The organism is Cupriavidus alkaliphilus (assembly GCF_900094595.1).
GTDB classification, from domain to species: domain Bacteria; phylum Pseudomonadota; class Gammaproteobacteria; order Burkholderiales; family Burkholderiaceae; genus Cupriavidus; species Cupriavidus alkaliphilus.
In genome coordinates, this window is sequence record NZ_FMAD01000006.1 from 276187 (window position 1) to 303184 (window position 26998).

Sequence of the window (26998 nt, forward strand, 5' to 3'; positions counted from 1 at the left end):
GGAACATGCCCGGATTCTACTTCGGCGGCCCGCGGGCGCCGACGTTCCGCTACTCCGTCAACAGCTTACTGACCGCGGTGCGCGCGTATTGCATGAACGCCGCGACCGCCGCGCCACCCAGCACCGGATCATCCGGCCCGCCCGACCGGTACGCCGCCCGCGCCGCTGCCATCAACGGCCGGTGCGCGCCAGGCAGGCGTTCCAGCGCCCACGCCGCAGCCACGTCTTTCGGCGCGATCCGGCCGCTGGCGGCGCTGTACCAGACCCGCGCCATTGCCAGCACCACGTTGCGCTCGTCGCCGGCCCAGTCGCTTTCGGTCCGCCATTGCGCGACGGTATCGGTGAGCGCGGCGATGAAGTCTGGCCGGGGCACGGGTTCGAAGCAGGCCGTGGCCGGCGGGCCAAGCAGCGCGATACCGTGCTGGCGCACCTGGGTCACCAGGATGGCGAGGTCGTGGTCAGGCATCCGGCCCTCGAACACGCCGGCCTCGATGTCCTGGCGCAGCCATTCGCCAAACTGCAGTTCGCGCGTGGCCGGATAGCGCCAGGGCACCACTTCGCCGTGCGCCACCACGGTGACCTCCAGCGGCCGCCGGAGCCCACCGCTGCCTGGCGGGGCCGAGACCTCCAGCAGGTCGCGCAGCAGCGCTCGCCGCGCGGCGTCGCCGGGCACGTCGCGTGTGGTCACCAGCAAATCGATATCACTGAGGGGTCGCAGCCCACCATCGAGCGCCGAGCCGAACAGGTGGACGCCCAGCAGCGTCCCGGCCAGGTGCCGTGAGATCACGGCCTGGGCCACGCGGACCTGCTGCGCGATTTCGGCGGGCAGGGATGGGGCCGCCATGCTCACAGCGGCCCGGGCAGCGTCTTCAGGCCCAGCCACAATACGCCGATGACAACGTTGACCGGCACGCACAGCGCGCCGGGCACGTAGAACAGCGCCGACAGCGCCGGCGCGGACAACATCAGCTCGACCGCGCCGCCCAGCCCGTAGAAAAACACGCCGCACCAGAGCCAGCGCCGCATGTAGGTCAGCAGCCAGTGAGCGCGCGCCTGGTTGAAGTGCCAGGCGCGCGTGCGTTCGGCGCGGTTGCCGCGGCTGGCGTCCCGGAACAGCCAGCCGAAGAAGAAATAGCGGTACAGCAGGGCGCTAAAGCTCAGCTCTTGCATGATCACTCCTTTGGCCGCTGCCAGCCGGGGGAGTGCGGAACTCACCCACGCTCGGGGCGCAAGCAGCGATGGCAGCGGCAGGCATACCACCAGCGTACCAAAGAAGCGGCGCGAACCCGAGCCGAGGATGCCCCTGCATGGCTGGCCGCACTAAGACAGTGCAGCCAGCCGCGCGGTGATCGCACGCGGATCATTGCAGGCTGATATCGAGCTGCTGCACCACGCGCTTTTCGCGCTCGAACTGTTCGGCCGCGAACCTGGTGTAGTCCGCGCTGTTGAGGTGGACCGGCTCCAGGTCGATGGCTTCGAGCGAGCGCAGGTAGGCCGGGTCCTGCGCGGCGCGGAAGAACGCGTCGTGCAGCTTCCTGACCACCGCCGGATCCATGCCGCGCGGGCCGACGATGCCCACCAGCGAACTGGCGGTGATGTCGTAGCCCCGCTCCTTCAGGGTCGGCACATCCTTGAAGCGCGCAAAGCGCGCGTCGCCGACGATGGCCAGCGGCCGCACCTTGCCGGCGACGGCGAATTGGCCCCAGCCCGGGTCCAGCACTGCGTCGATGTCGCCGCCCATCAACGCCATCATTTCCTCGGCGCCGCCCTTGTAGGGCACGAAGGTGAATCTGGCGCCGGCGGCGCGGCCGAGCTTTTCCATCGAGATATGCCCCGAGCTGCCGATGCCGACCGCACCGTAGGTCACTTTGCCCGGGTTCGCCTTGGCGTAGGCAAGAAATTCTTCCAGCGTCTTCCAGCGCGCATCGGCGCGAACCACCAGGCCATAGCGGTAGTTGGTCAGGCCGATGATGTAGGTAAAGTCCTTGAGCGGGTCGTATGGCGTCTTTTGCAGGTGCGGCATGCGGAAGATATTGGCCGCGACCATCGACAGCGTGTAGCCATTCGGCGCCGCCGTCTGGGACATCACCTGCGCCGCGAGCGTGGCGCCCGCACCCGGCTTGTTGATTGGCACCACGCGCTGGTCCAGTTCCTTGCCGGCGGCCGCCAGCAGCGTGCGCAGCGAGCCGTCGGTGGGACCGCCGGGCGGGAACGGAATCCAGAACTCGATGGGCTTGGCCGGGAAATCGCCCGCCGCTGTCGCCGCCATCGCGAGCGGCGCTGCCGCGGCACAGACCGCCAGTGCCGCCATGGCCCTCGCCACGACCGATAGCAAACGCCCTTCCATTCCACGCTTTGCGATAGCCATGCCCTGTCTCCTGGTTGTCGTTCCGGTGTCGCCGCCCGGTGTGCCGGCCGCGGTCGTTTTCGACAGACGGTAGAGCGTTGCGCCAGGCGGGCCAATTGCCGTTCTGTTCAATGTCATTGGCAGAAACGCCCGGCATGCGGGGCCGGTCGGGCCGGCCGGGTTCACCGCGCCAGCGCCGCGACCACCGTGCCCAGCACGCGCACGCCCTGCTCTATCTGCGCGCTGGTCAGGCTGGCGTAGCCCAGCACCAGGCCGGCCGCGCGGGGCCGGCCCGCCCCGTGCGGCCGGGCATACAGCGCCGATACGGGGTAGACGCCCACACCGGCGCCGCGCGCGGCGGCCACCAGCGCTGGCTCGTCCCGCGGCCGCAGCGATGGCAGCCACAGCACCACGTGCAGCCCGGCGGCCGTGCCGCTGACCTCGGCATCGCCGGGCAGGTGGCGCGCAATGCCATCGAGCAGCGCGGTGCGGCGGCGCTCGTGCTCGCGGCGCATGCGGCGGACGTGGCGCTCGTAGGCGCCGCTGTCGATCAGCGCGGCCAGCACGCGCTGCTCCAGCACGGGCGCATGGCGGTCGGCCAGCCGCTTGGCCTGCCGGAACACGGGCACCAGTTCCGGCGGCAGCACCAGGTAGCCGAGCCGCAGCTGCGGCGACAGCGCCTTGGAAAAGGTGCCGACATAGATCACGCGGCCATCGGTGTCGATCGCGCGCAGGGTGTCGATCGGGCGCTGGCCGTAGCGGAATTCGCCGTCGTAGTCGTCCTCGACGATCCACGCGTCATGGCGCCGCGCCCATTGCAGCAATGCCTGCCGGCGCCCGATCGGCAGCACCCCGCCCAGCGGGAACTGGTGTGACGGCGTCACGTAGGCCAGCCGGACCCCGTCCGCCGCAGGCAGGCTGGCGGTATCCATGCCATGCCCGTCCACCGGGACAGGCAGGCACGTCGCGCCGGTGGCCTCGAAGCAGCGCCTGGCCATCAGGTAGCCGGGGTCTTCGAAGGCAAAGGTATCGCCGTCGTCCAGCAATAGCCGCGCGCACAGGTCGATGGCCTGCTGCGAACCATGCACCACCACGATCTGTCCGGCATCGCAGGCCAGCCCGCGCGCGCGGCGCAGATAGCCCTGCAGCGCGCGCCGCAGCGATGCCTCGCCTTCTGGCGCGGCATAGGACAGGCTGTCGTGCTGGCGCAGCAGCTCGGCCTGCCAGGCGCGCCGCCAGGCCAGCGCCGGGAAGTCGCGCCACGCCACCGCGCCGTACAGGAAATCGAAGCGCACCGGCTCGGCCGGCGGCGCTGCCGGCAGCCCCAGTGCCGCCACGCGGCGGCCGAACTGGGACAGCGCCGGGACCCTGGCGCGCCGCGCCGCATCCGGCCGGGCCGGCGCGCAAGCCGCCAACGGGCCGGCAATGCGGGCCGCCCGCCCCCGCGCGGTGACCAGGAAGCCCTCGGCCGCCAACTGTTCATAGGCAGCGGTCACGGTGGTGCGCGATACCCCCAGCTCGGCCGCCAGGCCGCGCGTGGACGGCGCCGGCGCGCCCGGCGGCAAGGTGCCGTCGGCGATCTGGGCGCGCAGCAGGTCATAGATGCGGCGTCCCGCGCCCGTGGCGCCGGGCCGCCTGCCGCCGGACTGGTCGAACTGGCCCATTAAAATTCGTGAAAACTGGATCTTCCGATTGTGCCAGTTGTCGGCGACAGTATCGAGCATCCAATCGCCCCGAGCCCCACGATGTACGTCCCCGACCATTTCGCCGAGACCCGCCCCGACGCCCTTGCCCGCATCATCCATGCGCACCCGCTGGGCATGCTGGTCACGCACAGCCAGCACGGCCTCGATGCCGACCATCTGCCGTTCGAGTTCGACCCGGGTGCCGGTGCCCTCGGCGTGCTCACCGCGCACGTGGCGCGGGCCAACCCGGTGTGGCAGCGGTGTCCGACCGGCACGCCGGTGATGGTGGTGTTCCGCGGCGCCGAGGGCTATGTCTCGCCGAACTGGTACCCGAGCAAGCATGAGACCCACCGCCAGGTGCCGACCTGGAATTACGAGGTGGTGCACGCGCACGGCACGCTCACCGTGCGCGACGACGAGCGCTTCGTGCGCGGCCTGGTGGCGCGCCTGACGCGGCGGCACGAGGCCGCCGAGGCCCGGCCGTGGAAGATGGGCGACGCCCCGCCCGACTACCTCGACGCCATGCTGCGCGGCATCGTCGGCCTCGAGATCGCCGTGACCTCGCTGGTGGGCAAGCGCAAGCTCAGCCAGAACAAGGACACGCGCGACCGCCTTGGCGCGGTCGACGCACTGGAGGCGCGCGGCTGCCCGGAACTGGCGCAGTCGATGCGCAACGCGGTCTGATCCGGCCTCGCCTCACCCCGCCCATGCGCTGGCCCGGACCCAGCCGCGCCTTGCCGCGCAACCTTGCCCCATCAACAAGGAACCCCGAACCATGTCGCTGATCCCCTTCCTGATCGCCGCAGTCGTGCTCGCCATCACCCCGGGGCCGGCCATCGCCTATGTCGTCGCGCGCACCGTGGCCGGCGGACGGGCGGAAGGCCTGGCTTCATGCCTCGGCACGGGCATCGGCGGATTGCTCCATGTATTCGCGGCGGCGGCGGGCCTGTCGCTGCTCATCGCCCAGTCCGCGGTGGCATTCAGCCTGCTCAAGTACCTGGGCGCGGCTTACCTGGTGTACCTGGGCGTACGGATGCTGCTGCGCAAGGAGGCGCCCGCGACGATCGCGGCGGTGCCGTCGCGAGGCGCGCGCCGCGCGCTGGTCGATGGCGTGACGGTCGAGGTGCTGAATGTCAAGACCGCGCTGTTCTTCCTTGCGTTCCTGCCGCAGTTCGTCGCGGCGGGCGCAGCGGCCGTGTCGCAGCTGGCGCTGCTGGGCTGCATCTGCGTCACGCTCAACACGCTGGTGGACGTCGCCGTGGTCTTCGCCGCGCATCGCCTGCTCAAGTCCGGCGCCGCGCGCGCGGCCCGCGCGCGGCTGATGACCCGGGCTTCGGGTGTCACGATGCTGGGGCTGGGCGCGTTCCTGGCGCTGGCGCGGCGCGAGGCATAAAGGGCCTCGTTTCCCTGCCGGCGCCCGGAATCAGCCCGGAATCAGCCCGGGAAGGGCCGGCCCATCGGCTTGAGCCGGATGCCCGGGGCCAGCCTGGTCCATGGCAGGTCGGCCGGATCGGCCGTCATCGGGCCCGGCGCCTTGGCCACCAGCACGGCATGCGCGATGCCCTGGAAATCGGCGCGGAAGTGCACCGAGCTCTTGTTGACCAGGATCTTCATCGCCTCGGGCTCGACCCCGCCCACGCGGAACAGGTTGCGGTCGAGCATCTGGGCCTTGCCGGCACTGACCACCACCTGCACATCGTCGATGCGCAACAGTGCGACCGGGCCGACATCGGCCAGCATGCCGTGCATCATCGGCCCGCCGTAGCGGCACACGCCATCAGTCAGCTTCAGCACCTCGAAGCGGCCTTGCAGCGGCGCGTCGCCGGGCACCCCGGATACGCCGCCCAGCGCCACCTCGATGGTCGCGCCGACGCCGGCACGGTGCGCCTCGGCCGCCACGGCCGGGTCCCAGATCAGCCCGATGGCCGCCTGCCGCGCGCCGTGGCGCAACAGCGCGCGCAGCATGCCCATGGTGTTCGAATCGCCGCCCGCGCCGGGGTTGTCCTGCGTGTCGGCAATGACCACCGGGCGCGTGGCCCCCGCGGCAAGCCGCATGGCTTCGCGCACGGCCTCGTCGGGCGAGAGGAACGGCACCTCCCAGGCGGGCTCGTCGGCCAGCATCCGGTCGTACAGCGCCTGCACCGCCGCTTCGGCCGCGTCGGCATCCTCGCCATAGCCCCAGATCACCGGCCCGCACTCCGGGAAATCGGCGGCGGGGAACCCCGGCGCGAACGACAGCGACACCACCGCGCCGCGCTCGCGCTGCTGCAACAGCGCGTACATGGCGCGCGCTGGCTCCAGCAGCGTACACATGCCGTTGATCGGGATCAGGAACGGCAGCCGCCGCACCGCGCGGTGCAGCGCTCGCTTGCGCTCCAGCAGGCGCTGCAGCAGCGCCGCGGCGCGCGCGCCGGTCTCGGCCATGTCCACATGCGGGTAGGTGCGGTAGGCCACCAGCGCGTCGGCCGCCTGCAGCATGGCCTGCGTAACGTTGGCATGCAGGTCGAGCGAGGCCACCACCGGCACCCCGGGGCCCACCGCCGCGCGGATGCGCTCGAGCAGCGTGCCCTCGCCGTCGTCGGTGTGCTCGGCCACCATGGCGCCGTGCAGGTCGAGGTAAACCGCGTCGAAGCCGCCCGCGCGGGCGGCGCCGACGATCTTGCCGGCGATGCGCTCGTACGCGTCCTCGGTCACGTGCGCGGACGGGCTGGCGCCGGCCCAGACCACCGGCAGCAGCGTCCAGCCGTGCCGCTCGGCGGCGGCGATGAAGCCGCCGGCCGGGATATTGACGTCGCGCAGCGCGCGCATGTCATCGCCGCGCACCATCGCGGGAAAGCCTTCGCCGCGCTCGAAGCTGGCGTAAGTGGCCTTTGACGGGGCAAAGGTATTGGTCTCGTGCTGGAAGCCGGCGACCAGGATCCGTGTTGCCAAGGTTCTTCTCCGTGAAACAAAAGTCCGGCGTCAGGCCGGCGACACCGCGCCCTGCGGCGACGGCATCCGGTTGGCCACCAGTACCGCCGCGCCGGCCATCAGCAGCACCACCATCACCAGCAGGCCGGCCTGCATGCTGCCGGTGGCAGTGCGCACGGCGCCAATGATGGTAGGGCTGAGGAAGCCGCCGACCAGGCCGATGGTGTTGATCAGCGCGATGCCGCCGGCCGCGGCATCGCCCTTCAGGTATTGCGACGGAATTGCCCAGAACACGGTATAGGCGGCCCACATCATCGCCGTGGCGATGGTCATGCACGCCAGCGACACCGGCAGGTTGCCGCTGGACTGCGTGGCCACGGCCAGCGCCACCGCGCCGGTAAAGGCCGGCACCGCGCTATGCCAGCGGCGCTCGCCGCGGCGGTCCGAGCTGCGGCCGATCACCAGCATGGCAATCGCCGCGGCAATATAGGGAATCATCGAATACAGCCCGATCTGCATGGTGTCGGTGACGCCGTCCGCCTTCAGGATGGACGGCAGCCAGAAGCTGACCGCGTAGATGCCGCAGATCATGGTGAAGTAGGCAAAGGCCAGCAGGTACACGCGCGGATCGCGCGCGACCTGGCCGAACGAGTGATGCCCGCCCGCCGGTGCCCGCAGCTCGGCGGCCAGCATGCGCTTTTCCGCGTCGCTGAGCCAGCTTGCCTCGGCCGGCCGGTCCGCCAGCACGCGCAGCGCCAGCGCGCCGAGCAGCACGCATGGCAGCCCTTCCACCAGGAACATCCATTGCCACCCCGCCAGCCCGTGCGCGCCGGACAGCGCCGTCATCAGCCAGGTCGACAGCGGCGAGCCGAAGATGCCGCCGATGGGCCCGGCCAGCATCACCACCGCCATCACCCGGGCCATGCGTTGCTGCCCGTACCAGTAGGTCAGGTAGAAGATCATCCCCGGGGCGAACCCGGCCTCGAACACGCCAAGCAGGAAACGCAGCACGTAGAACGTGGTTTCGTCGCGCACGAACATCATGCCCGCCGAGGTCAGGCCCCACAGCACCAGGATGCGGCTGATGGTCTTGCGCGCACCGATGCGGGGCAGCATCAGGTTGCTCGGGATCTCGAACAGCACGTAGCCGAAGAAGAAGATGCCGGCACCCAGCCCGTACACCGCGTCGGAAAAACCCAGGTCGCTCTGCATCTGCAGCTTGGCGAAGCCGATGTTGACGCGATCCAGGTAGGCAAAGGTGTAGCACAGCAGCAGGAACGGCAACAGGCGCCAGTTCAGCTTGCGGTACAGCGCCTGCTGCGCGGCGCTGGCGGCTTCCGTGGGCGTGCGTGGGGGCAGGGTTGCGGACATGTCGATCTCTCCCGTGGTGGTCGGCTCTTGTGGACGCGATGTCTTTCTCTGGCAGGCGTTGATCGTCTGGCATCTGAAAAAACAGAGCAAGAGCAACTTAAGTCGGCTATCGTTGCCCTGCCGGCAACACCACGACATGCCGGCGCCTTCCACGCCAGACAACGAGGTCCGACATGCGCGAACTGAACCAGCGCAGGCTGCGCTATTTCCATGAAGTCCTGACCCACGGCTCGATCCGCGGCGCGGCCGACAGCATCAACACCTCGCCGTCGGTGATCACGCGCCAGATCCGCCTGCTGGAAGAAGAAGTGGGCGCGCCGCTGTTCGACCGCCATGCGCGCGGCGTGCAGCCGACCGAAGCGGCGGTGCACCTGCTGGAATACTGGCGCGGCTGCCGCGCCCAGCAGGAACTGTTCGAAGACCGCCTGCAGGCCTTGCGCGGGCTGCAGCATGGCCAGGTGCGCATCGCCACCAGCGAAGGCTATGTCGACGGCCTGATGGATGAGGTGCTGACGGATTTCTGCGCGCGCTATCCCCGGCTGGACGTGACCGTCGACATCCTGCCGGTCAACAACGTGCTGCAGGAGGTGGCGGAAAGCCGTGCCCATATCGGCCTGGCCTACAACCCGCCCGGCCACGCCGACATCGCCTGGGTGGCCACGTCGTCGCAGCCGGTGGTGCTGCTGGTGCATGCCGGGCATCCGCTGGCGCGCCGCGGCGGCAAGGTCCATGTGCAGGATCTGGCGGACTATCCGCTGGCCATGATGCCGCCGGCATTCGGCCTGGGCCAGGTGGTGCAGATGCTGGCGTACGCGGAGAACATCCAGATCCGCCCGACGCTCACCACCAATTCGCTGGCAGTGCTGCGCCACTTCGTGAAGCGCCACGACGGCATCACGCTGATCGGCGGCTTCGCGGCGTACCGGGAACTGCAGTCCGGCGAACTGGTGACCTTGCCGATCGCCCATCCGCTGTTCGAAGCCGCCAAGGCGCGCCTGCTGGTCAAGGCGGGCCGGCCCATGGGCGTGGCCGCCAATACGCTGCTGGACTGCATCCTGCGCGACATGTCGATGTTCGCCGGCGCGCGCCGGCGCAGGAAGCGCTAGCCCCCGCGCCCCCGCTGCAGTCCGTGGCTACTCCGGCACGAAGCGGATCGACTTCAGCAGTTCCGCCTGCCGCTCATACGCCGCGCGCGCTTCCCTTGACAGCGCCTCGCTGCTGAGCGGCTGGCCGTTGTCCATGCCCATGTCTTCGACGTGCTTGCGGTAGCCGGGCTGCTGCACGATCGCCAGCGTGGCGTTGCGGATCCTTTCCTGCACCGCCGCGGGCACGTCCGGCGGCAGCCACAGGCCCATCCAGCCCGGTTCGGTCATTGCCGGGAAGCCGACCTCGGCGAAGGTCGGCACCTCCGGCAGCGCGGGAATGCGCTTCGGGTAGGCCACCGCATAGGCCCTGAGCTTGCCGGCCTTGATCAGCGGCAGCGAGGTCGCCAGGCCGTCGAACATCAGCGGCACGTGGCCGCCCATCACGTCCTGCAGCGCGGGCGGGGAGCCCTTGTAGCCGACGTGGCTCATGTTCACGCCCGCCAGCCGGTTGAACTGGACCCCGAGGGTCTGCCCGCGCATGCCGGCGGCGTACGAGGCATAGTCGACCTGCCCCGGCTTGCTCTTGATGTAGGCCAGCAGCTCGCTGAAGTTCTTCGCCGGCAGCCTGGGGTTGCCCACCAGTACCAGGCCGGTGCGCGCCACCTGGACGATCGGCTTCAGGTCCCTGAACGGATCGAACGAGACCTTCAGCGCCAGCGGCGTCTCGGAGACGATGCCGCCCTGGATCAGCAGCAGCGTATGCCCGTCGTGCGGCGCCGACAGCAGCGTGCCGACCGCGATCGCGCCGGCGCCGCCGGGCTTCTGCTCGACGATCACCGGCTTGCCCAGCGACTGCGTCAGCCCCTCGGCCAGCAGGCGCGCGAGGATGTCGGCGGTACCGCCGGCGGGGCCGCCGACCACGATCCTGACGACCTTGGTCGGCCACGCCTGGGCATGGGCGAGCGCGGGGAGCGCCGCCGGCAGCGCCAGGCCGAGCATGCATGACAGCAACGCCCTGCGGCGCGCCGACGGTTGTGCTTGCTTCATGGTTGTCTCCGAATATGCGAGGGCTCGGGGCAGCCAGCTGCCGCCCCTGCCCTTTCTGCGGGCCGCTTGCCAGCGGCAGCCGGACCGGTTCAGGCTGCCTTGCGCAGGAAGCCCTGGTTGCCGCCGTTGCGGTTCGGCGCAAAGCCGTTGGCCGCGAGCGTTTCTTCGACGGTGTCGTAGAACACGCCGATCTTCTGGATCTCGCGCGCCTCCCGGGCGGTTGCCACCTTGCGGCCGAATTCGCCGGCGATGCGCACCAGTTGCTCGATCTGCTTCACCGTGCTCATCTTGGCCGTGCGAGACTGGTTCCACAGGCAGTCCTCGGTCCCGCAGCGCACATGCAGCCCCAGCGCGATGCCCATCATGTTTACCGGCAGCACGTTGCGCACCGAGCTTTCGACGGTCAGCACCGCGCCATCCGGCACCGCGCGGACGATGTTGGCCAGGTTGAACACGCTCGGCGCATCCATGCCGCCGCTGATGGCGACCCAGTTCATCACCAGCGGGCCCTTGTAGATGCCGCGCCGGATCAGCCGCTCGACGGATTCGAAGCTATTGATGTTGTAGCACTGGAATGCGCTCTGGATGCCGGCGGCCGACAGGCGGCGGATATGCTCCTCGACCCAGCCGGGCTGGGCGGGTACCGTCATTTCCTTGTACGCGTTGAAGATGGCAGGGTTCTCGCGCGAGGTTCCCTTGAAATCCGCCAGCTCGGCATGCTCGGTCACGTTCATCTGCGAGGTGTTCACCGTGACCGTGACCTGGTCCGGCACGGGGTCGAGTTCGGCCAGCATATGGCGCGTGTCGTCGGACAGCCACTTCGCTGCATCGCCCTCGTTCTCCGGGGCGAAACTGATCGATCCGCCGACCTGGATGATCATCTCCGGCACCGCCTTGCGCACCCCGGCGATCAGTTCGTTGAACTTGGACAGGCGCTTCGAGCCCTTGCCGTCGAGTTCGCGCACGTGCAGGTGCAGCACCGTCGCGCCGGCGTTGTAGCAGTCAACGGCTTTCTGGATCTGGTCTGGCATCGTCACCGGGATGTCTTCCGGAAAATCGGACGGCAGCCAGCCCGGCGCGTAAGGTGCCGCGGTGATGATGAGCGGCTGCTGGTTTTCAGGGAACAGGGATCCATCTAGGTAATGCACGGCATGTCTCCATTTATCGTGGCGCTGGCCAGGCCTGCGGCGCTGGCGCGGCTCAGAACGGCTTGTCGCCGATGATGGCGGCGCGCTCCATCTTGCGCGGCGCCGGCCAGTAGTCCTGCACCGCGTAATGCTGGGTGCAGCGGTTGTCCCAGATCGCCACGCTGTCGGGCTGCCAGCGGAAACGCACCTGGTATTCGGGAATCGCCGCCTGGCTGATCAGGTAGTTCAGCAGATGGCTGGCGCCCGGGGTCTTGTCCTGTCCGTAGCGCACGTTCTCGGGCGTGTGGAAATTGACGAAGTGGGTTGAAAAGCCGCAGACATAGAGCACCTTCTCGCCGGTCTCCGGATGCGTGCGCACCACCGGGTGCTCGACCGCGGGGTACTGCGCGGCCAGCCTGGCGCGGTTCTCCGGGCTCATCGCCGCGCCGAAGGAATGCTCGATGCCGTGCTTGGCGCGCAGGCCGGCAATGCGCTGCTTGATTTCCTCGGGCAAGTGCTCGTACGCCGCAGCCATGTTGACCCAGATGGTGTCGCCGCCCACCGGCGGGGACTCGATGCAGCGCAGCACGCAGCCCATCGGCGGGCATTCGCGCCAGCTGCCGTCGGTGTGGTAGCTGTTCTCGTAGTTCTCGCGCTTGTCGCTGCGGTAGATCTGCACCAGGCCGGGATGATCGGGATCGCTGCCCGCCACCGGATGGTCTTCCAGTTCGCCGAAGCGCCGCGCGAACGCCACGTGGTCGGCGCGCGAGATCTCCTGGCCGCGCAGGAACAGCACCTTGTGCGCGAGCAGCAGTGACTTGATCTCGGCAAACAGCGCCGCATCGCGCGCGGCATCGGCCAGGCTGACGCCGCTCAGTTCGGCGCCGATGCTGCAGGTAAGTTGTTGGACTCGCATGGGGACGCTCCTTTACAACACGAAGATCGAAGAGCCGGTGGTCTTGCGCGACTCCAGGTCGCGGTGGGCCTGGACCGCATCCTCCAGTGCGTAGCGCTGGTTGATGCCGATGCGCAGCCGCCCCGCGGCCACGTGGCCGAAGACTTCCGCGGCCAGTTCGGCCTTCTCGGCGGGATCGGCAATGTAGTCGGCCAGCGCGGGGCGGGTCAGGTAGAGCGAGCCTTTCCTCGCCAGCAGCTGCGGATCGAACGGCGGGATCGTGCCCGAGGCGGTGCCGACGCAGACCATCAGCCCGCGTCGCCTGAGCGAATCCAGCGAGCCCTGGAAGGTGCTGCGGCCCACGCTGTCGAACACCACCGACACGCCCGTGCCGCCGGTCAGCTCGCGCACCCGCGTGGCCACGTCCTCGCGGGTGTAGTCGATGACGTGGTCGCAGCCATGCGCGCGCGCCAGTTCGGCCTTGGCTTCGGTCGACACCGTGCCGATCACGGTCAGGCCGAGCAGCCTGGCCCACTGCGACACGATCAGCCCCACCCCGCCGGCAGCCGCGTGCAGCAGGATGGTCTCGCCGCCGCTGAACGGATAGATGCGGCGCATCAGGTAGGCCGAGGTCAGGCCGCGCATGGTCATCGCCGCGGCGGTCTCGAAGCCGATCGCATCCGGCAGGCGGATCAGCGGCGCGGCGGGCACCAGGCGCTCGGTGCTGTAGGCGCCCAAGGTGTTGGTGAAACCGGTATAGGTGACGCGGTCGCCCTCCGCGATGTGGGTCACTCCGGGGCCGACCGCCTGCACTACGCCGGCCGCCTCGACGCCCATGCCGCTGGGCAGCGGCACGGGGTAGGTGCCGTTGCGGAAGTAAGTGTCGGCATAGTTGAGCCCGACCGCGACGTGGCGGATCCGTACCTCGCCCGGGCCGGGATCGCCGACCTCGGCGTCCTCGTAGCGGAGGACTTCGGGGCCTCCGGTCTCATACATGCGAATGGCTTTGGCCAAGGCTGTCTCCTGATTGTGGTGTCCTGCCCGCGCCGCTATCATTGGCGCGGCGCAGTCGATTGTGAGACAGCCGGGCCGCAGCGCCCTTGACCGATCGCGCCACGATTTGCCATTTGACGACGGACACGACCGACGCCCCCACCCACTCCCGCGGCAGCCCCATGACCGTCCTTGTTCGCAGCGCATCGCTGACCAAATACCTGGGAATTGCCCGGGGCGCGGGCCTGGATCCGGTGCGGATGGTGGCCCGGGCAGGCCTGGACCAGGCGTGCCTGTACACGCCCGACCTGCGCATTCCCGAGCAGCGCCTGGCGGAGGTGCTGGAGGCCTCGGCGCGCGAGACGGGCTGCCATTCGCTTGGCCTGATGGTGGGGGAATCGTGGCGCCTGTCGGACTTCGGCCCGGTGAGCCTGCTGTTGCAGCATCAGCCCACGCTGCGCGAGGCGCTGGCCGAGATCGAGCGCTACCGCCACTGGCTCAGCGACTCCATTTCCATCCTGGTCACCGAGCATCCCGGTGTCGCGGTGCTGCACGTGACGCTGCAGACTGGGCGGCAACAGCCCGGCAGGCAGGCCATGGAACTGACCGTGGCCGCATTGCACAGCCTGATCCGCGCCATCCTCGGCGAGTCGTGGATGCCGCACAGCGTGCATTTCGCGCATGCGGCGCCCGCCGACCTGCGCATCCACCGGCGCCTGTTCGGGCCGCGCCTCGAATTCGGTTCGGACTTCGACGGGCTGGTGCTTGCCAGCGGCGACCTGGACCGCGTCAATCCCCTGGCCGATGCCAGCCTGGCCGGGTACGCGCGGGGCTTCCTCGACCTGCAGCCAGGGGCCGGCAAGCCATCCATCGCCGCGGACGTGCGGCGCACCCTCACCCAGTTGCTGCCGCGCGGACGCGGTGCGGTGGAACAGGTCGCGCAAAGCCTCGGCACCAGCCCGCGCACCCTGCAGCGCCAGCTGGAACAGGATGGCCTGACGTTTTCGGCACTGGTCAACGAGGTGCGCCGCGAGCTGGCGCAACGCCATCTGCAGGATCCGCGGCGGCCGCTGGCGCAGGTCGCCACGCTGCTCGGATTCTCGGAACCCAGCGCATTCTCGCGCTGGTTCGCGGCGCAGTTCGGCAAGTCGCCGACGCGCTGGCGCCAGGATGGCGCCTGAGGCGGGCCTACTTCAGGTATTTCATCGTGGCGACGCCGGTGGCCACCAGGAGTTCCCCATCGAGCCATACCTCGGCGCGCGAAAAGAAGATCGAACGCCCGCGGCGGTCGACCATGCCTTTCGCCGTCAGCAGCTTGCCGGTCCCGTTGCTGAGGAAGTTCGACGTCAGCGACAGCGTGACCGCATGCCGCGGGCTCTCGCCCGGCGCCGAGTAGAGGCCGGCATAGCCGGTGGCGGCATCGAGCAAGGTGCAGAGGGTGCCGCCATGCACGACGCGGCTGCGGTTCAGCATACTCGGCGCGAGCGGCAGTTCCAGCTCGACGTAGTCGTCGCGCCAATGGGTGATGCTGACACCGATGCTTTCCAGTGCCGGATTGTCGAGGCTGTACGCCTCGCCCTTGCCTGCTGCCATTGCCACGTCCATCGCCTGGGATTTCCTTTGCTTGGTCAAGCCTCCTTTCTGCGCGATCCGCGTGTTTCCGACAATCTTTATTTCGCAAACCGGCCCTTCCGCCTGCATGAATCCACGCACGCGCCGCGGCACGCACGGCTTTGACTCGGCATGCAGAACGACCTAGGCTAAGTAGGCTTACCGCGCACTCGGCCACGCGCCAGGTGACGTACCGGCGATGTCGCAAGGTCCGCCAGGACCAGGGAGGGGCTCACCATGAACATGCGGCCAGATCCGACGTTTCACGCCTCGCCGGAGCTTGCGATCCACGCGCCCGCGGAATCCTTCGCCTATACGGTGCTGCTCAGCCCCGACGGCACGCAACCCGACGCGCTCGCGGTGATCGACGTCAAACCCGGATCGCCGACCTACAGCCAGGTGGTGCATACCGTGCCGATGACGCACAAGGGCGACGAGCTGCATCACTTCGGCTGGAACGCGTGTTCGTCGGCGCTGTCGCCGCTGACCGGCCATGCGTTCCTGGAGCGGCGCTACCTGATCATTCCGGGAATGCGCTCGTCGCGCCTGTATATCGTCGACACCAAGCCGCATCCGACCCAGGCGCGCATCCACAAGATCGTCGAACCCGACGAGATTTTCCGCAAGACCGGCTATTCGCGGCCGCATACCGTGCATTGCGGCCCGGAAGGCATCTATGTCAGCACGCTGGGCGGCAGCGGGCCGGATGGCACGGACGGCACCCCCGGCATCTTCATCATGGACTGCGAGACCTTCGAGGTGCTGGGCCGCTGGGAGATCGACCGCGGCGAGCAGCAGAAGCACTACGACTTCTGGTGGAACCTGCCGCGCGACTACATGGTGTCGAGCGAATGGGCCCTGCCGCCGCAGTTCGAGAACGGCCTGGTGCCCGAGGACCTGCTCGGCAACCGCTACGGCCACAAGCTGCATTTCTGGGACCTGCGCGCACGGCGCAACGTGCAGACCATCGACCTGGGCGCCAATCACCAGATGGCGCTGGAAGTCCGCCCCGCGCATGACCCGGTGCGCGAGTACGGCTTCGTCGGCGTGGTGGTCGACACCACCAACCTCGAGGGCTCGATCTGGACCTGGTGGCGCGAAGACGGCAAGTTCCACGCCGAGAAGACCGCGACGATCCCGGCGGAAGCCGCCGACGCGAGCCAGTTGCCGCCGCTGCTGCAAGGCTTCGGCGCGGTGCCGCCACTGGTGACCGATATCGACCTGTCGCTGGACGACAGATTCCTCTATGTGTCGTGCTGGGGTACGGGCGAGATGCGCCAGTACGACGTCACCGATCCGCGCAAGCCCCGGCTGGCGGGCTCGGTCCATCTCGGCGGCATGGTCCGCCGCACCCCGCACCCCAACGGCAAGCCCTTCGCCGGCGGCCCGCAGATGGTGGAGATCAGCCGCGACGGCGAGCGTGTCTACTGGACCAACTCGCTGTATTCCACCTGGGACCAGCAGTTCTACCCCGACGGCATTCCCGGCGCGCAGGTCATGGCCCGCGCCGGAGCGGACGGTGGCCTGGAGCTGGCCGACGATTACTGGGTCGAGTTTCCCGAAGGCTACCGCGCGCACCAGATCCGGCTGGAAGGCGGCGACTGCTCGACCGATTCGTTTTGCTATCCCTCGGCCAGGGCTTGAGCGGGCACGACTGGGAACAGCTTGGCCTGTGGTCGGCGGTGCTGGCCAGCGGCCTCTATCACGGCGTCAACCCGGCGATGGGATGGCCGCTGGCGGTATCGAACGGCCTGCTGGCGCACAGCGGCCGCGCCGTGCTTGCGGCGCTGGGGTTTCTGGCGGCCGGGCACGCGCTGGCGGTGCTGGCGGTGACACTGCCGTTCGGCATGCTGGCCGCGCTGGTCGCCTGGCAGGCGCAGATCCGCATCGGCGCCGGCATGCTGCTGATCGCCGGCGGCATCGCGCTGCTGCTCAGGCGCGGCCATCCGCGCGCACTGGTGCGCATTGCGCCATCGCGCCTCGCACTGTGGTCGTTCGCGGTGGCGATCGCGCATGGCGCCGGGCTGATGCTGGTGCCGATCTATCTTGGCCTGTGCCGCACCGAGAGCGAGCCGGGGCACCAGGCGGCCGCCACGCTCGCCAGTGCCAACCTGGGCATGGCGCTGGCGGTGGCCCTGCTGCATACGCTGGCCATGTTTGCCATGGGCGGCGGCATGGCGTGGCTGGTCTACCGCTACCTGGGGCTGCAGTTCGTTTCGCGCAGCTGGTTCAACCTGGAGGCGGTCTGGGCCCTCAGCCTCATCCTGGTTGGGGGCGCTGGCGCTCGGCCTTGAAGCGTTTGGCTAGGAACCGGGCTCAGCCGGCCAGCCGCGCCGCCAGCCGCCCGCGCGTGATGGCTGCGATCTGCGCCAGCGCCTCGTCCAGTTCCTGCTGCGTGCTGCGGCCGATGCGGCGCTCGAACGCGGCAAAGATACCTTCGCGGGTGTAGTGGCGCACGCAGATGATGAAGGGGAAGCCGTGGCGCGCCTGGTAGTCGGCGTTGAGCTGGTCCAGCGCGGCCTCCTGCTGCACCGACATCGCATCCAGTCCGGCGCTCTTCTGCTCGGCGCTGGAATCCGCCGTCATCGTGCCCGCGCGGATATTGCGTGCCGACAGCTGCGGGTGCAGGTTCAGGAAATCGCACTGGCGCGGCGCATCGAGCTTGCGCACCACGTCCATCATCGCGCCATGCAGCGCCGCCACCGAGGCGAACGGCCGCTGCGCCCAGGCGCCTGCCGCGGCCTGCGGAAAATGTTCGAACACGCTGCCGAAGGCCTCGGCAAAGGCCGCTTCGTCCAGGGCGTTGACCGACGCCAGGTCGAGGGGGTGAGACATGGAGGCTTCTCCCGTAGGGATGCCCGCAAGGGCAATCGTTGCAATCGTTGAATACGCGGGGCCGAGTATAGGAACGCCCCGCCGCAGCGGCGAGAGTCCGCCCCCTATAGATCGCATAACAGAAACCGATACCGCTAACGATGCAGGTCGCGCAGGTCGCGCAGTTCCTGCGACGCCGCGCTCAGCATGCCGCGCAGCCACACATGCGCGGCCGAGCGGTGGCGCGACGGGTGCCACAGCTGGTAGAAGCGCATGAAGGGGAACTCGATCGGCGGTTCCAGCACCGCCAGCGGCACATGCTGCGCGTGGTAATTGGCGAAGTGGCGCGCCGTGGTCAGGATCAGGTCGGTGCCGGGGATCAGGCTGGGGGCGAGGTTGAAGTAAGGACAGCTGACCCGGTTGTCGCGATGCACGCGCATAGTGCTCAGGCCTGCATCCACCAGCCCGCGCTGGTCGCGCGAATACGGCGTCGGCACGATATGCGAGGCGCCCAGGTAGGCCTGCGCGGTGAACTTGCCGGGCTGCGCGTGCACGCTGTCCTGCGCCACCACGCACACCACCTCGTCTTCCAGCAGCACCGACAGGTGCAGGTGCTCGGGCGGATTGGGCCAGTTGCCGATCACGATATCGACCGCGCCCGCCGACAGCGCCTGCTCATAGTCGAAGCTGGTCCCCAGCGGCAGCGCCGACAGCCGCGCATGCGGCGCGGCGCGGCGCACGGCGCGCACCACATGGGCAAAGAACGGTGGCGCCAGGTAGTCCGGCATCGCCACCACGAAACTCTGCTCGGTGGTGGCCGGGTCGAAGCGGTCGTCCGAGACCAGCAGGTTGTCCAGCGCGCTGAGCGCGGCCTGCGCGTTGCGCGCCAGCTGCAGCGCACGCTCGGTCGGCACCATCACGTTCTTCTCGCGCGTCAGTAGCGGGTCGTTGAAGATCGCGCGCAGGCGCTTGAGCGCGGCGCTGATGGCCGGCTGCGACTGGTTCAGGCGGATCGCCGTGCGCGACACGCTCTGCTCGGCAATCAGGATGCACAGCACGCGCAGCAGGTAGGTGTCGAACGGGTCGTCGGCGCGAATCATGTTGAGTCCGTGACAAGGGGAACAAAGAAGGCATGGCGGGTGCGGCGGGCGCCGCTCCCGGTGGTGCTGGCATGCCAGGCCATGGCGACTTTGTAGCGTGTCGCGCACCGCACGGCAACCGGTGGAACCCGGACAGGCGTCGCCGCGCAGCGCGCGCGGCATCCCCACGGCGGACCGATCAGGGTAATCCATAGGTCCGCCGCAAGCCGCCGCGAATTCCCGCAAACCCGCGCCAGGCAAGGGATTGCGGCCCATATCGCCGCTGCTATGGGGCTTATACCAGCCCCCTCGTTTCGCATCGGCGGGCCATTCATATACTTGCTCCCAATCCATCAGCCACGGCGCGCCAGCCGCGGCGGACCGCATGCACCGCCACCAGGCCCGGCCTGGCAGAACACCACAAGACAGGAGACATCATGTCGATCACGAAACAAGGCGTACCGGTCTTCGCCGGCACCGCCGAAGACGCCGAGGACAGCGTCTACCGCAAGGTTACCTGGCGCCTGCTGCCCTTCCTCGGGGTGCTGTGGGTGCTGGCGTGGCTGGACCGCGTCAACATCGGCTTCGCCAAGCTGCAGATGCTGGACGCGCTGCGCTTCAGCGAAGCCGTGTACGGGCTGGGCGCCGGCATCTTCTTCCTGGGCTACTTCTTCTTCGAAGTGCCGTCGAACATGCTGCTGCAGAAGATCGGCGCCAAGAAGACGATCATGCGCATCACCATCTGCTGGGGCGTGATCTGCATGCTGCAGAGCTTCGTCACCACGCCCGCGCAGTTCTACATCCTGCGCTTCCTGCTGGGGGCGTTCGAGGCCGGCTTCTACCCCGGCGTGATCCTGTACCTGACCTACTGGTACCCGTCGCAGCGCCGCGCGCGCGCCTTCGGCACCTTCATGTCGGCGTCGGCCATTGCCGGCGTGCTGGGCGGGCCGCTGGCCGGCTGGATCATGACCGGCATGGCCGGCGTCAGCGGCATGCACGGCTGGCAGTGGCTGTTCATCCTGGAAGGCATCCCGTCGGTGCTGGCCGGCATCTTTGCCTGGTTCTACATGACCGACAAGCCCGAGCAGGCGCGCTGGCTGTCCGACGCCGAGAAGCGCGTGGTGCAGGACGCGCTCAGGCGCGACAACGCCGCCATGGGCGAGCGCGGCCACGACTGGCGCACGCTCTTCACCAACCCCAAGGTGTGGCTGCTGATCGCGATCTTCTTCTGCCTGCTGTGCGCCAACTCGACGCTGACCTTCTGGATCCCGACCATCATCAAGGACGTGGGCTTCGCCACGCCGATGGCGGTGGGCTGGATCGCCGCGGTGGCGTACCTGTGCGGCGCCGCCGGCATGATCCTCAACGGCGCGCATTCCGACCGCCGCAATGAAGTGCGCTGGCACTTCAGCGGCGCGGCGCTGGCGGGCGGCGGTGCCATGGCCGTGCTGGCGGTACTGCTGGGGGCGCAGGTGCTGTCGCCGGTGATCGCGCTGCTGGCGATGACCGCCGCGCTGGTCGGCACCATGAGCGCGATCCCGGTGTTCTGGCAGCTGCCCAACCGCTACCTGGCCGGCAGCGCCGCCGCGGTGGGCGTGGCGCTGATCAACTCCGTGGCCAACCTGGCCGGCTTCGGCGCCCCGTACGTGATGGGGCTGGTCAAGAACACCACCGGCAAGCTCACCTCCGGGCTGTACCTGGTGGCAGTGATCGAAGTGCTGGCCGCGGTGCTGGTGCTGGTGGGCATCCGCCAGCTGCGCGGCAAGCCGGCACGTCAAGGAGCCTGAGATGGACGAACACGATTTTGATCGCGCCCGCCGGCGCTTCGCTCTGCAATCGATGACGCTGGGCGGCGGCGCGCTGCTGGCCGGCGCCAGCTGGGGCGCCACGCCGCAGGCGCCGGCCCCCAACCAGACCGCTGCACCGGTGCAGCAAGGCGGACTGAGCCCGCGCCTGACGCTGCATGCGCTGGACACCTACCACGGCACGCCCGCGGCCGGCATGCGCGTGGAGATGTTCCGCATCGACCATGGCCAGCGCACGCCGCTGCAGACCGTCACGCTGGCCGCCAACGGCCGCAGCGAGCCGCCGCTGCTGATCGGCGACAGCTACCGCACCGGCACTTATGAGCTGATCCTGCACGCCGACGAATACTTCGCCGCGCGCAAGGCCAGCCTGCCGCAACCGTCGTTCCTGTCGAAGATCCCGCTGCGCGTGCGCGTGACCGACGCCAGCCAGCGCATCCACCTGCCCGTGCTGTTCGGGCCGTGGAGCTACAACTACTATCGCGGCAGCTGAGCCCGCGGCCCAACCCGGAGAGATCGCATCATGGCAGGTATCAGCACACATGTGCTCGACGTATCCCTGGGCCGCCCGGTGGCCGGCATGCAGGTCGAGTTGTTCGACGTCGCGGTGCAGCCGCCCCGGCTGCTCGCGCGCACCCGCACCAACCACGACGGCCGCACCGACGCGCCGATGCTGCCGCCCGCCCAGGCGCGCACCGGCGAGTTCGAGCTGCGCTTCTGGGTGGCGGACTACTTCCGCACCCCGGACGTGTTCGCCGACATCGTGCCGGTGCGCTTTACCATCGCGGATGCCGCGCAGCACTACCACGTGCCGCTGCTGTGTTCGCCGTGGAGCTTCGGCACCTATCGCGGCAGTTGAACGCCGGGGCACAGGCCCGCGCCTACCGCGGCTTGCGCACCTCCGCCTCGTCGTGCGACAGGACCCTGCCCTCGCCGGAGCGGGGCATCATCGGCGGCACCGGCTTGCCGGTGCGCTTTTCCACCAGTTGCGAGCGGCGCTCGCCGCGCGCGAACAGGTGGTGCTCTCCCCACTGGCGCAACGCCACCACGATGGGGAACAGGCTCTCCCCCATTTCCGTCAGCACGTATTCCTGGTAGGCACTGCCGTCCGAGGCCGGCCGCGTCGCCAGGATGCCGGCGTCCACCAGCCGGCGCAGGCGGTCGGACAGGATATTGCGCGCCACCGCCAGGCTGCGCTGGAAGTCGCTGAAACGGTGCATGCCGTCGAAGGCATCGCGCACGATCATCAGCGACCAGCGGTCGCCGACCAGCGCCAGCGCGCGCGCCACGGGGCAGGTGTCTTCGCTCGGCTCCTTGCGGGTGACCATGTCTGGCTAGCCTTGGGCGCATCGCCCGCTGTCAAAGTGGTTGCATTTTAAAACTAGCCGGCCTACGCTTCAACTGGTTTTGATTTGCAACCAGTTAGAAGCGATATGGAAACCTGCTCGCGCGCGGCCGACCCGGCATCCCCCACACCCTACCCCGCGGCCTTGCCCGCACCGCTGCCGCGTGCCGCGGTGCTGCTGTTCGCCTGCGCCAGCGGGCTGAGCGTGGCCAACGTCTATTACGCGCAGCCGCTGCTGGATGCGCTGATGGCGGACTTCCACATCGGCGCCGCGGCGGTCGGCGGCGTGGTCACCGCCACCCAGGCCGGCTGCGCGCTGGCGCTGCTGTTGCTGGTGCCGCTCGGTGACCTGCTGCCGCGCCGCCGCCTGATGCTGGCGCAGGTGCTGGCGCTGGCCGGCGCGCTGGCCGTGGTGGCGCTGGCCCCATCGGTCACGATGCTGCTGGCGGGGATGCTGCTGACCGGCCTGCTCGGCACCGCCATGACGCAGGGACTGATTGCCTATGCGGCCGCCGCGGCGGCGCCACCAGAACGCGGGCACGTGGTCGGCACCGCGCAGGGCGGCGTGTTTGCCGGCTTGCTGCTGGCGCGTGTGGTGGCCGGCGGCGTCAGCGACCTGGCCGGATGGCGCAGCGTCTACGTCTGCGCCGCCGTGATCATGCTGGTGCTGGCCCTGCTGCTGTGGCGCTCGCTGCCGGCGCTGCCCGGCCCCGCGCAGCGCCTGCGCTATGCCACCCTGGTGTGGTCGATGTTGGCGCTGCTGCGCCGCGACCGGGTCCTGCAGATCCGCGGCATGATCGCGCTGCTGATGTTCGCTGCGTTCAATATCTTCTGGAGCGCGCTGGTGCTGCCGCTGAGCGCCCCGCCCTACCAGCTGTCGCACACCGCCATCGGCGCCTTCGGGCTGGTCGGCGCGGCCGGTGCCCTGGCCGCGGCGCGCGCGGGACGCTGGGCCGACCAGGGCCTCGGCCAGCGCACCACATGCGCGGCCCTTGTGCTGCTGGTGGCCGCATGGCTGCCGCTGTCATGGCTGGGCACCTCGCTGTGGCCGCTCGCGCTCGGCATCGTGCTGCTCGACCTGGGCGGCCAGGCCATCCATGTCACCAACCAGAGCATGATCTTCCGCGCCGACGCCACCGCGCACAGCCGGCTGGTCGGCGCCTACATGCTGTTCTATGCGACCGGCAGCGGCCTGGGCGCGCTTGCCACCACCGCCACCTATGACGCCGCCGGCTGGCGCGGCGTTTGCATGTTCGGTGCGGGGGTGAGCATGCTGGCGCTGGCGTTCTGGGCCGGCACGCGCCGGTGGATGCCGGCGCAGGCTACGTCATAGCCTGGCCTCACCCGTTCAGGCGAAGGCGGCGCGAACGCGAGCGAAAATCCGCGCAAGAAGGCTTTAGAATCTCGCATCCAACCTGGTTCGATCACGTGAAAGCCCTTACCCGCCTCAACATGAAGCAGTTCTTCCCGCTCTGCGCCGCACTGCTGGCCTCCGTTTCCGTCCACGCCGCAACCCCCGCGGCCCAGCCCGAGCCGGCCGGCAATACCGCGGCGCCGCTGGGCCTGGAACTGGGCAAGGCCAGATGCTCGCGCCTGTCACCGCCGCAGAACCATGCCAGGACCGGCACCTCCGAATGGGCCGGCGGCGATACGGTGGAACTGAAGCATCTGGAGCGCTTCCATCTGCCCGGCCTGTCGCGCGTGGTCCTGAACTGCGATGCGCAGGATGCGGTGGCGCTGGTGACCATGACCTTCGAGCGCCCCGCCATGGAAGAAGTGCGCAGGAAGCTGGACGAGCGCTATGCCGCCGTGCGCAAGACCGAAGGCGCGGCCGAGAACGGCTACGCCGAATGGAGCGCGGCCAATGGCAGCCTGGAGTTGCTCTACGGGCGCGACAGCAAGCACTTCACCGTGGCTTACTGGGCCAAGGGCGCCAAGGCGAAATATTTCTCCTACAGCGGCGGCGGCAAGAAACCCGCGGCACCGCCCCAGCCTGCGCCGCTGTAGCGGCGGGTGGCGATGCGGAACAGGCGCTTGCAGGCGTCGAGATCATCACTGCAAGACTTTGATGCGCTGCATGATTCCTTTGTATGGAAGGCGCCGTGTCGCCTATGCTGTCCAGTGCGGCAACGAAAAATGCGCGCGTTCTCATGAACTGAAAACAAGAAGGGGCAAGTCCCCACAAGCGGAAAGCGCCGTGCGGCTGGCGCCTTCCTGCTTTTGCCTTGGCCTGCGTCACGGGGTGAATCGAACGCACACGAGCATGTGGGGCTCATGGGCGAGATACGCCGTTGACAACAACATGACAGACCAATTCCTGTTCAGCAAGCCGTTCACGTTTCTCGCCTGCGCCGGCATGACAGAAGTCAGGGACGGCATCGAGGCACTGGAAGCGCTTCCGGGCCACCTGTTCTGGCTGGAGAACGAGGACTTTATCCGCCGGGTCTACGTGCCCGATTTCCTGGAGCAAAGCCGCGCCGCGCTCGAGGCCGCGATGCCGGGCGGGCCGGAACTGGTCGACGCCCTCGCGCCCGAGATCCGCCGCAGCTCGGCCGTGCTGCCGGCACTGCGGCAGCTGTCCGCGGACCAGGCCGCGCTGGCACACTCGTACTGCTACTGGCGCTATTGCGCCGATGTGGTCGGGCGCGCCCAGGGCATCCCGCGCAGCGCCATCGCGCGCCAGTTCGAGCGCGCCGTCGCGCCGCGCGATGGCGCGCACAAGCTGCAATGGCTGTGCCCATGCTGCGGGGGCCGGGCGCAATACCAGGTCGATGGTTTGCTGGCATCGCAGCGGCCGGTGCGCCAGGGCGGCTTTTCGCTCGAATGCGCGCATTGCGGACACCAGGAGCGGCTCTATGCCGGCTTCCTGCACGCGGGCCGGCTCGAATGCCGCTGCGCGCTGTGCACCGGCTTTGTCCAGTCGCTGGCCGGCCAGCTGGCGCGGGCCGCGCGCAAGCTATGCGCCAGCCTGGAAGACTATGCGTGGATGCACGCGGTGGACACCGCCGCGGAAATCGGCGAACTCAAGGAGGCCTCGCTGCAACGGATTGCACACGGGGACAAGCCTTCCGCCAACGCGATGGCGTTCGCGGCGGCGGCCCAGTCGGGCGAGGTGCGCACCATGCCGGAACTGCTCGCCCGCATCGACCCCACGCTGGAAAGCCGGCTCGACAAGAACCCCAGGGCCTGGGCGCTGTTGTGCGAGCTGCTGCGCGAAGGCGTGGTCGATAGCGAATGCACCATCTACGACCACGACGGCCGCAAGCACGTGGCGCTTGAAATTGCCTTGCTCGACGACGACCCGGCGCTGGATGGCCGCACCGCGCAGGACTATCTCGCGGCCCTGCTGCGCGGCTACCAGCCGGCCGAGCCCGAGGCCTTCGTCGGCTGGCTGAAAGCGCTGAAGCGGCTGCGCCTTTGCACCGGCCGGTTCAATGCGGCCGTCGACGTGTCGTGGAAACCCAACCTGGAACACTGCCGCATCCTGACCGCGCGCTGGCTGCAGGACACCGCGCCGCTGGCGCCATTGGCCGCGCACGGCAGCGCCCCGTGGCCGCCGCCGGCACAGCGCGCGCGCACCCCGGAACGCCCGGTGTATCTCGACGCCGAACTGGAGGCGGTGCAGCTGCTCAAGTCGCTGGGCTACATCCTGCTCAGTCCGGAGGACATCCGTTCGCAACGGGATCCCGCCGAGTCCACCGGACTCGACTGAGCGCATCCGCGGCGGCCCTGCGCCGCCACCCACCACGCATATCGAAGCGCGGATTTATTCGTTGGTGCGCGGGCGCGGCACGCGTACGTTCGGGGGTTCCGATGTTGAACACCCGCACACCCCGAACACCCCGAACGCCATGACCGCTTCCCGACGCCAGTTCCTGCGCCGCGGCGCCGCCGCCACGGCCGCGCTTGCCTCCGGCCCCCTCCTCACCTTCACCACCTTCGCCGCCGGCGATGCGCACGCCCAGGGCCGCCCGGTGCTGAAGGCCGGCGACCAGAAGGGCGGCCTGCGCGCGCTGCTCGAATCCGCCAACGCGCTCGAGGGCCTGGCCTACGACATCCAGTGGACCGAGTTCCCCGCCGCGGCGCCGCTGGCCGAGGCGCTGAACGCGGGCGCGGTCGACAGCGGCCCGATCGGCGACGCGCCGGCCATCTTCGCGCTGGCGGCCGGCACGCGCATCCGGCTGATCGGTGCGAACCGCTCTGACCCCTACGGCACCGCGGTGCTGGTGCGGCCCGACTCGCCACTGCGGCAGGCTGCAGACCTGAAAGGCAAGAGCATCGGCACCAACCGCGGCTCGATCGGGCACCTGATCGCGCTCAAGGCGCTGGAATCAGCCGGACTGAAACCGGACGATGCCAACCTGCGCTTCCTGCCGCCCGCGGATGCCAAGCTGGCGCTGAGCAGCGGCTCGATCGATGCCTGGGCCACGTGGGAGCCCTATACCGCGATGGCGGAAACCAGCCAGCACGCGCGCGTGCTGGTCAACGGCCGCGGGCTGTGGTCCGGCCTCAGCTACCTGGCCGCGACCGACGCCGCGCTGGCGAACAAGCGCGCGGTATTGCAGGACTTCCTGCACCGCGTAGTGCGCGCGCAGCAGTGGTCCTACCAGCATGTGCCGGAGTTCTCGGCGACGCTGGCCCGCATCATCGGCATCTCGCCGCAGGCCGCGCGACTGCAGTTCGAGCGGCGCCGCACGCAGTGGCGCAGCATCGACGCGGCGCTGATCGCCGAGCAGCAGCGCACCGCGGATTTCTACCTGAAGGCCGGGCTGCTCAGGCAGCGGCTCGATGTGCGGCAGACCTTCGACTCCGGGTTCTCCCTGAGCGCCTGAGCGCGCGCGCCCGGCGCGTTGACACCGCAAGCGGCGCCGGCGCGACCCCGGT

Annotated in this window: 26 protein-coding genes and 1 pseudogene; 13 read left to right on the plus strand and 14 right to left on the minus strand. The window is 69.2% G+C overall.

The window, feature by feature from the left end; all coding sequences use genetic code 11:
- Positions 1-49 precede the first annotated feature (49 nt).
- The 4 genes from GA0116996_RS15040 to pdxR all read right to left on the minus strand — a co-directional run bounded on the left by GA0116996_RS15040 (position 50) and on the right by pdxR (position 4011).
- Positions 50-844 (minus strand): AadA family aminoglycoside 3''-O-nucleotidyltransferase, encoded by a 795-nt coding sequence (locus tag GA0116996_RS15040; protein WP_092312978.1) that lies wholly within the window; start codon positions 842-844, stop codon positions 50-52.
- A gap of 2 nt (positions 845-846) precedes the next feature.
- Entirely contained in the window at positions 847-1170 is a 324-nt protein-coding gene (locus GA0116996_RS15045; protein ID WP_092312981.1) for a hypothetical protein, read from the minus strand.
- 190 nt (positions 1171-1360) lie between these two features.
- The gene (locus GA0116996_RS15050) at positions 1361-2368 is read right to left on the minus strand and encodes a tripartite tricarboxylate transporter substrate binding protein (RefSeq protein WP_244159881.1); all 1008 of its coding nucleotides are present in this window, start codon (positions 2366-2368) and stop codon (positions 1361-1363) included.
- Positions 2369-2529: 161 nt separating this feature from the next.
- Positions 2530-4011, minus strand: coding sequence for a MocR-like pyridoxine biosynthesis transcription factor PdxR (pdxR, locus tag GA0116996_RS15055; protein ID WP_092312987.1), 1482 nt, complete (start codon positions 4009-4011; stop codon positions 2530-2532).
- An 81-nt stretch (positions 4012-4092) separates the two neighbouring features.
- Here pdxR and GA0116996_RS15060 point away from each other — a divergent pair, with 81 nt between their 5' ends.
- Entirely contained in the window at positions 4093-4716 is a 624-nt protein-coding gene (locus GA0116996_RS15060) for an FMN-binding negative transcriptional regulator (RefSeq protein WP_092312989.1), read from the plus strand.
- 91 nt (positions 4717-4807) lie between these two features.
- Positions 4808-5425, plus strand: a complete 618-nt coding sequence (locus GA0116996_RS15065) for a LysE family translocator (protein WP_092312992.1) — start codon at positions 4808-4810, stop codon at positions 5423-5425.
- A 41-nt stretch (positions 5426-5466) separates the two neighbouring features.
- Here the strand turns inward: GA0116996_RS15065 and GA0116996_RS15070 are convergent, their stop codons facing one another.
- On the minus strand, positions 5467-6963 hold the full coding sequence (locus GA0116996_RS15070; protein ID WP_092312995.1) for a M81 family metallopeptidase: 1497 nt from the start codon (positions 6961-6963) through the stop codon (positions 5467-5469).
- Positions 6964-6993: 30 nt separating this feature from the next.
- Positions 6994-8313, minus strand: a complete 1320-nt coding sequence (locus GA0116996_RS15075) for an MFS transporter (protein WP_092312998.1) — start codon at positions 8311-8313, stop codon at positions 6994-6996.
- A 173-nt stretch (positions 8314-8486) separates the two neighbouring features.
- Between GA0116996_RS15075 and GA0116996_RS15080 the strand changes: the two genes are divergently transcribed.
- Positions 8487-9419, plus strand: coding sequence for a LysR family transcriptional regulator (locus GA0116996_RS15080; protein ID WP_092313001.1), 933 nt, complete (start codon positions 8487-8489; stop codon positions 9417-9419).
- Between the two features lie 27 nt (positions 9420-9446).
- Here the strand turns inward: GA0116996_RS15080 and GA0116996_RS15085 are convergent, their stop codons facing one another.
- The 4 genes from GA0116996_RS15085 to GA0116996_RS15100 form a co-directional block, all read right to left on the minus strand.
- Positions 9447-10445 (minus strand): tripartite tricarboxylate transporter substrate binding protein, encoded by a 999-nt coding sequence (locus tag GA0116996_RS15085; protein ID WP_092313004.1) that lies wholly within the window; start codon positions 10443-10445, stop codon positions 9447-9449.
- Positions 10446-10534: 89 nt separating this feature from the next.
- Complete coding sequence (locus GA0116996_RS15090; RefSeq protein WP_092313007.1) at positions 10535-11593, minus strand: beta-keto acid cleavage family enzyme; 1059 nt, start codon at positions 11591-11593, stop codon at positions 10535-10537.
- A gap of 52 nt (positions 11594-11645) precedes the next feature.
- Positions 11646-12488 (minus strand): TauD/TfdA dioxygenase family protein, encoded by an 843-nt coding sequence (locus GA0116996_RS15095; protein WP_092313010.1) that lies wholly within the window; start codon positions 12486-12488, stop codon positions 11646-11648.
- A 12-nt stretch (positions 12489-12500) separates the two neighbouring features.
- A complete protein-coding gene (locus GA0116996_RS15100; RefSeq protein WP_092313013.1) occupies positions 12501-13481 on the minus strand; it encodes a quinone oxidoreductase family protein in 981 nt (326 codons plus the stop codon).
- A 161-nt stretch (positions 13482-13642) separates the two neighbouring features.
- Here GA0116996_RS15100 and GA0116996_RS15105 point away from each other — a divergent pair, with 161 nt between their 5' ends.
- Entirely contained in the window at positions 13643-14641 is a 999-nt protein-coding gene (locus tag GA0116996_RS15105; protein WP_092313016.1) for an AraC family transcriptional regulator, read from the plus strand.
- A 7-nt stretch (positions 14642-14648) separates the two neighbouring features.
- Here GA0116996_RS15105 and GA0116996_RS15110 read toward each other — a convergent pair whose 3' ends face one another.
- A complete protein-coding gene (locus tag GA0116996_RS15110; protein WP_092313360.1) occupies positions 14649-15053 on the minus strand; it encodes a PaaI family thioesterase in 405 nt (134 codons plus the stop codon).
- Between the two features lie 255 nt (positions 15054-15308).
- On the opposite strand from GA0116996_RS15110, the gene GA0116996_RS15115 reads away from it, so the two are divergent.
- Entirely contained in the window at positions 15309-16715 is a 1407-nt protein-coding gene (locus GA0116996_RS15115) for a selenium-binding protein SBP56-related protein (protein WP_092313019.1), read from the plus strand.
- A pseudogene (locus GA0116996_RS15120) lies at positions 16712-17378 on the plus strand (hypothetical protein). The gene GA0116996_RS15115 and the pseudogene GA0116996_RS15120 overlap by 4 nt, the downstream one beginning before the upstream one ends.
- Before the next feature lie 9 nt (positions 17379-17387).
- Here the strand turns inward: GA0116996_RS15120 and uraD are convergent.
- Positions 17388-17906 carry a 2-oxo-4-hydroxy-4-carboxy-5-ureidoimidazoline decarboxylase gene (gene uraD / locus GA0116996_RS15125; protein ID WP_092313025.1) on the minus strand — a complete coding sequence of 173 codons (519 nt, stop codon included), beginning with the start codon at positions 17904-17906 and terminating at the stop codon, positions 17388-17390.
- Between the two features lie 134 nt (positions 17907-18040).
- Positions 18041-18985: a LysR family transcriptional regulator gene (locus tag GA0116996_RS15130; RefSeq protein WP_092313028.1), complete on the minus strand. Its 945-nt coding sequence runs from the start codon at positions 18983-18985 to the stop codon at positions 18041-18043.
- 416 nt (positions 18986-19401) lie between these two features.
- Here GA0116996_RS15130 and GA0116996_RS15135 point away from each other — a divergent pair, with 416 nt between their 5' ends.
- The 3 genes from GA0116996_RS15135 to uraH (GA0116996_RS15145) are packed head-to-tail and all read left to right on the plus strand — an operon-like array spanning position 19402 to position 21628.
- Positions 19402-20751 (plus strand): MFS transporter, encoded by a 1350-nt coding sequence (locus tag GA0116996_RS15135; protein WP_092313031.1) that lies wholly within the window; start codon positions 19402-19404, stop codon positions 20749-20751.
- Position 20752: 1 nt separating this feature from the next.
- Entirely contained in the window at positions 20753-21262 is a 510-nt protein-coding gene (gene uraH, locus GA0116996_RS15140) for a hydroxyisourate hydrolase (RefSeq protein WP_092313034.1), read from the plus strand.
- Between the two features lie 30 nt (positions 21263-21292).
- Entirely contained in the window at positions 21293-21628 is a 336-nt protein-coding gene (gene uraH, locus GA0116996_RS15145) for a hydroxyisourate hydrolase (RefSeq protein WP_012355646.1), read from the plus strand.
- Between the two features lie 22 nt (positions 21629-21650).
- Here the strand turns inward: uraH (GA0116996_RS15145) and GA0116996_RS15150 are convergent, their stop codons facing one another.
- On the minus strand, positions 21651-22097 hold the full coding sequence (locus GA0116996_RS15150; protein ID WP_092313037.1) for a winged helix-turn-helix transcriptional regulator: 447 nt from the start codon (positions 22095-22097) through the stop codon (positions 21651-21653).
- Between the two features lie 105 nt (positions 22098-22202).
- Here GA0116996_RS15150 and GA0116996_RS15155 point away from each other — a divergent pair, with 105 nt between their 5' ends.
- From GA0116996_RS15155 to GA0116996_RS15170, 4 genes are all read left to right on the plus strand, one after another.
- Positions 22203-23447, plus strand: a complete 1245-nt coding sequence (locus GA0116996_RS15155; RefSeq protein ID WP_092313040.1) for an MFS transporter — start codon at positions 22203-22205, stop codon at positions 23445-23447.
- A gap of 119 nt (positions 23448-23566) precedes the next feature.
- Positions 23567-24121: a hypothetical protein gene (locus GA0116996_RS15160; protein ID WP_207781262.1), complete on the plus strand. Its 555-nt coding sequence runs from the start codon at positions 23567-23569 to the stop codon at positions 24119-24121.
- A gap of 295 nt (positions 24122-24416) precedes the next feature.
- A complete protein-coding gene (locus GA0116996_RS15165; protein ID WP_092313046.1) occupies positions 24417-25826 on the plus strand; it encodes a hypothetical protein in 1410 nt (469 codons plus the stop codon).
- Between the two features lie 139 nt (positions 25827-25965).
- Positions 25966-26946, plus strand: a complete 981-nt coding sequence (locus tag GA0116996_RS15170; RefSeq protein WP_092313049.1) for an ABC transporter substrate-binding protein — start codon at positions 25966-25968, stop codon at positions 26944-26946.
- The last annotated feature ends 52 nt before the right edge of the window (positions 26947-26998 follow it).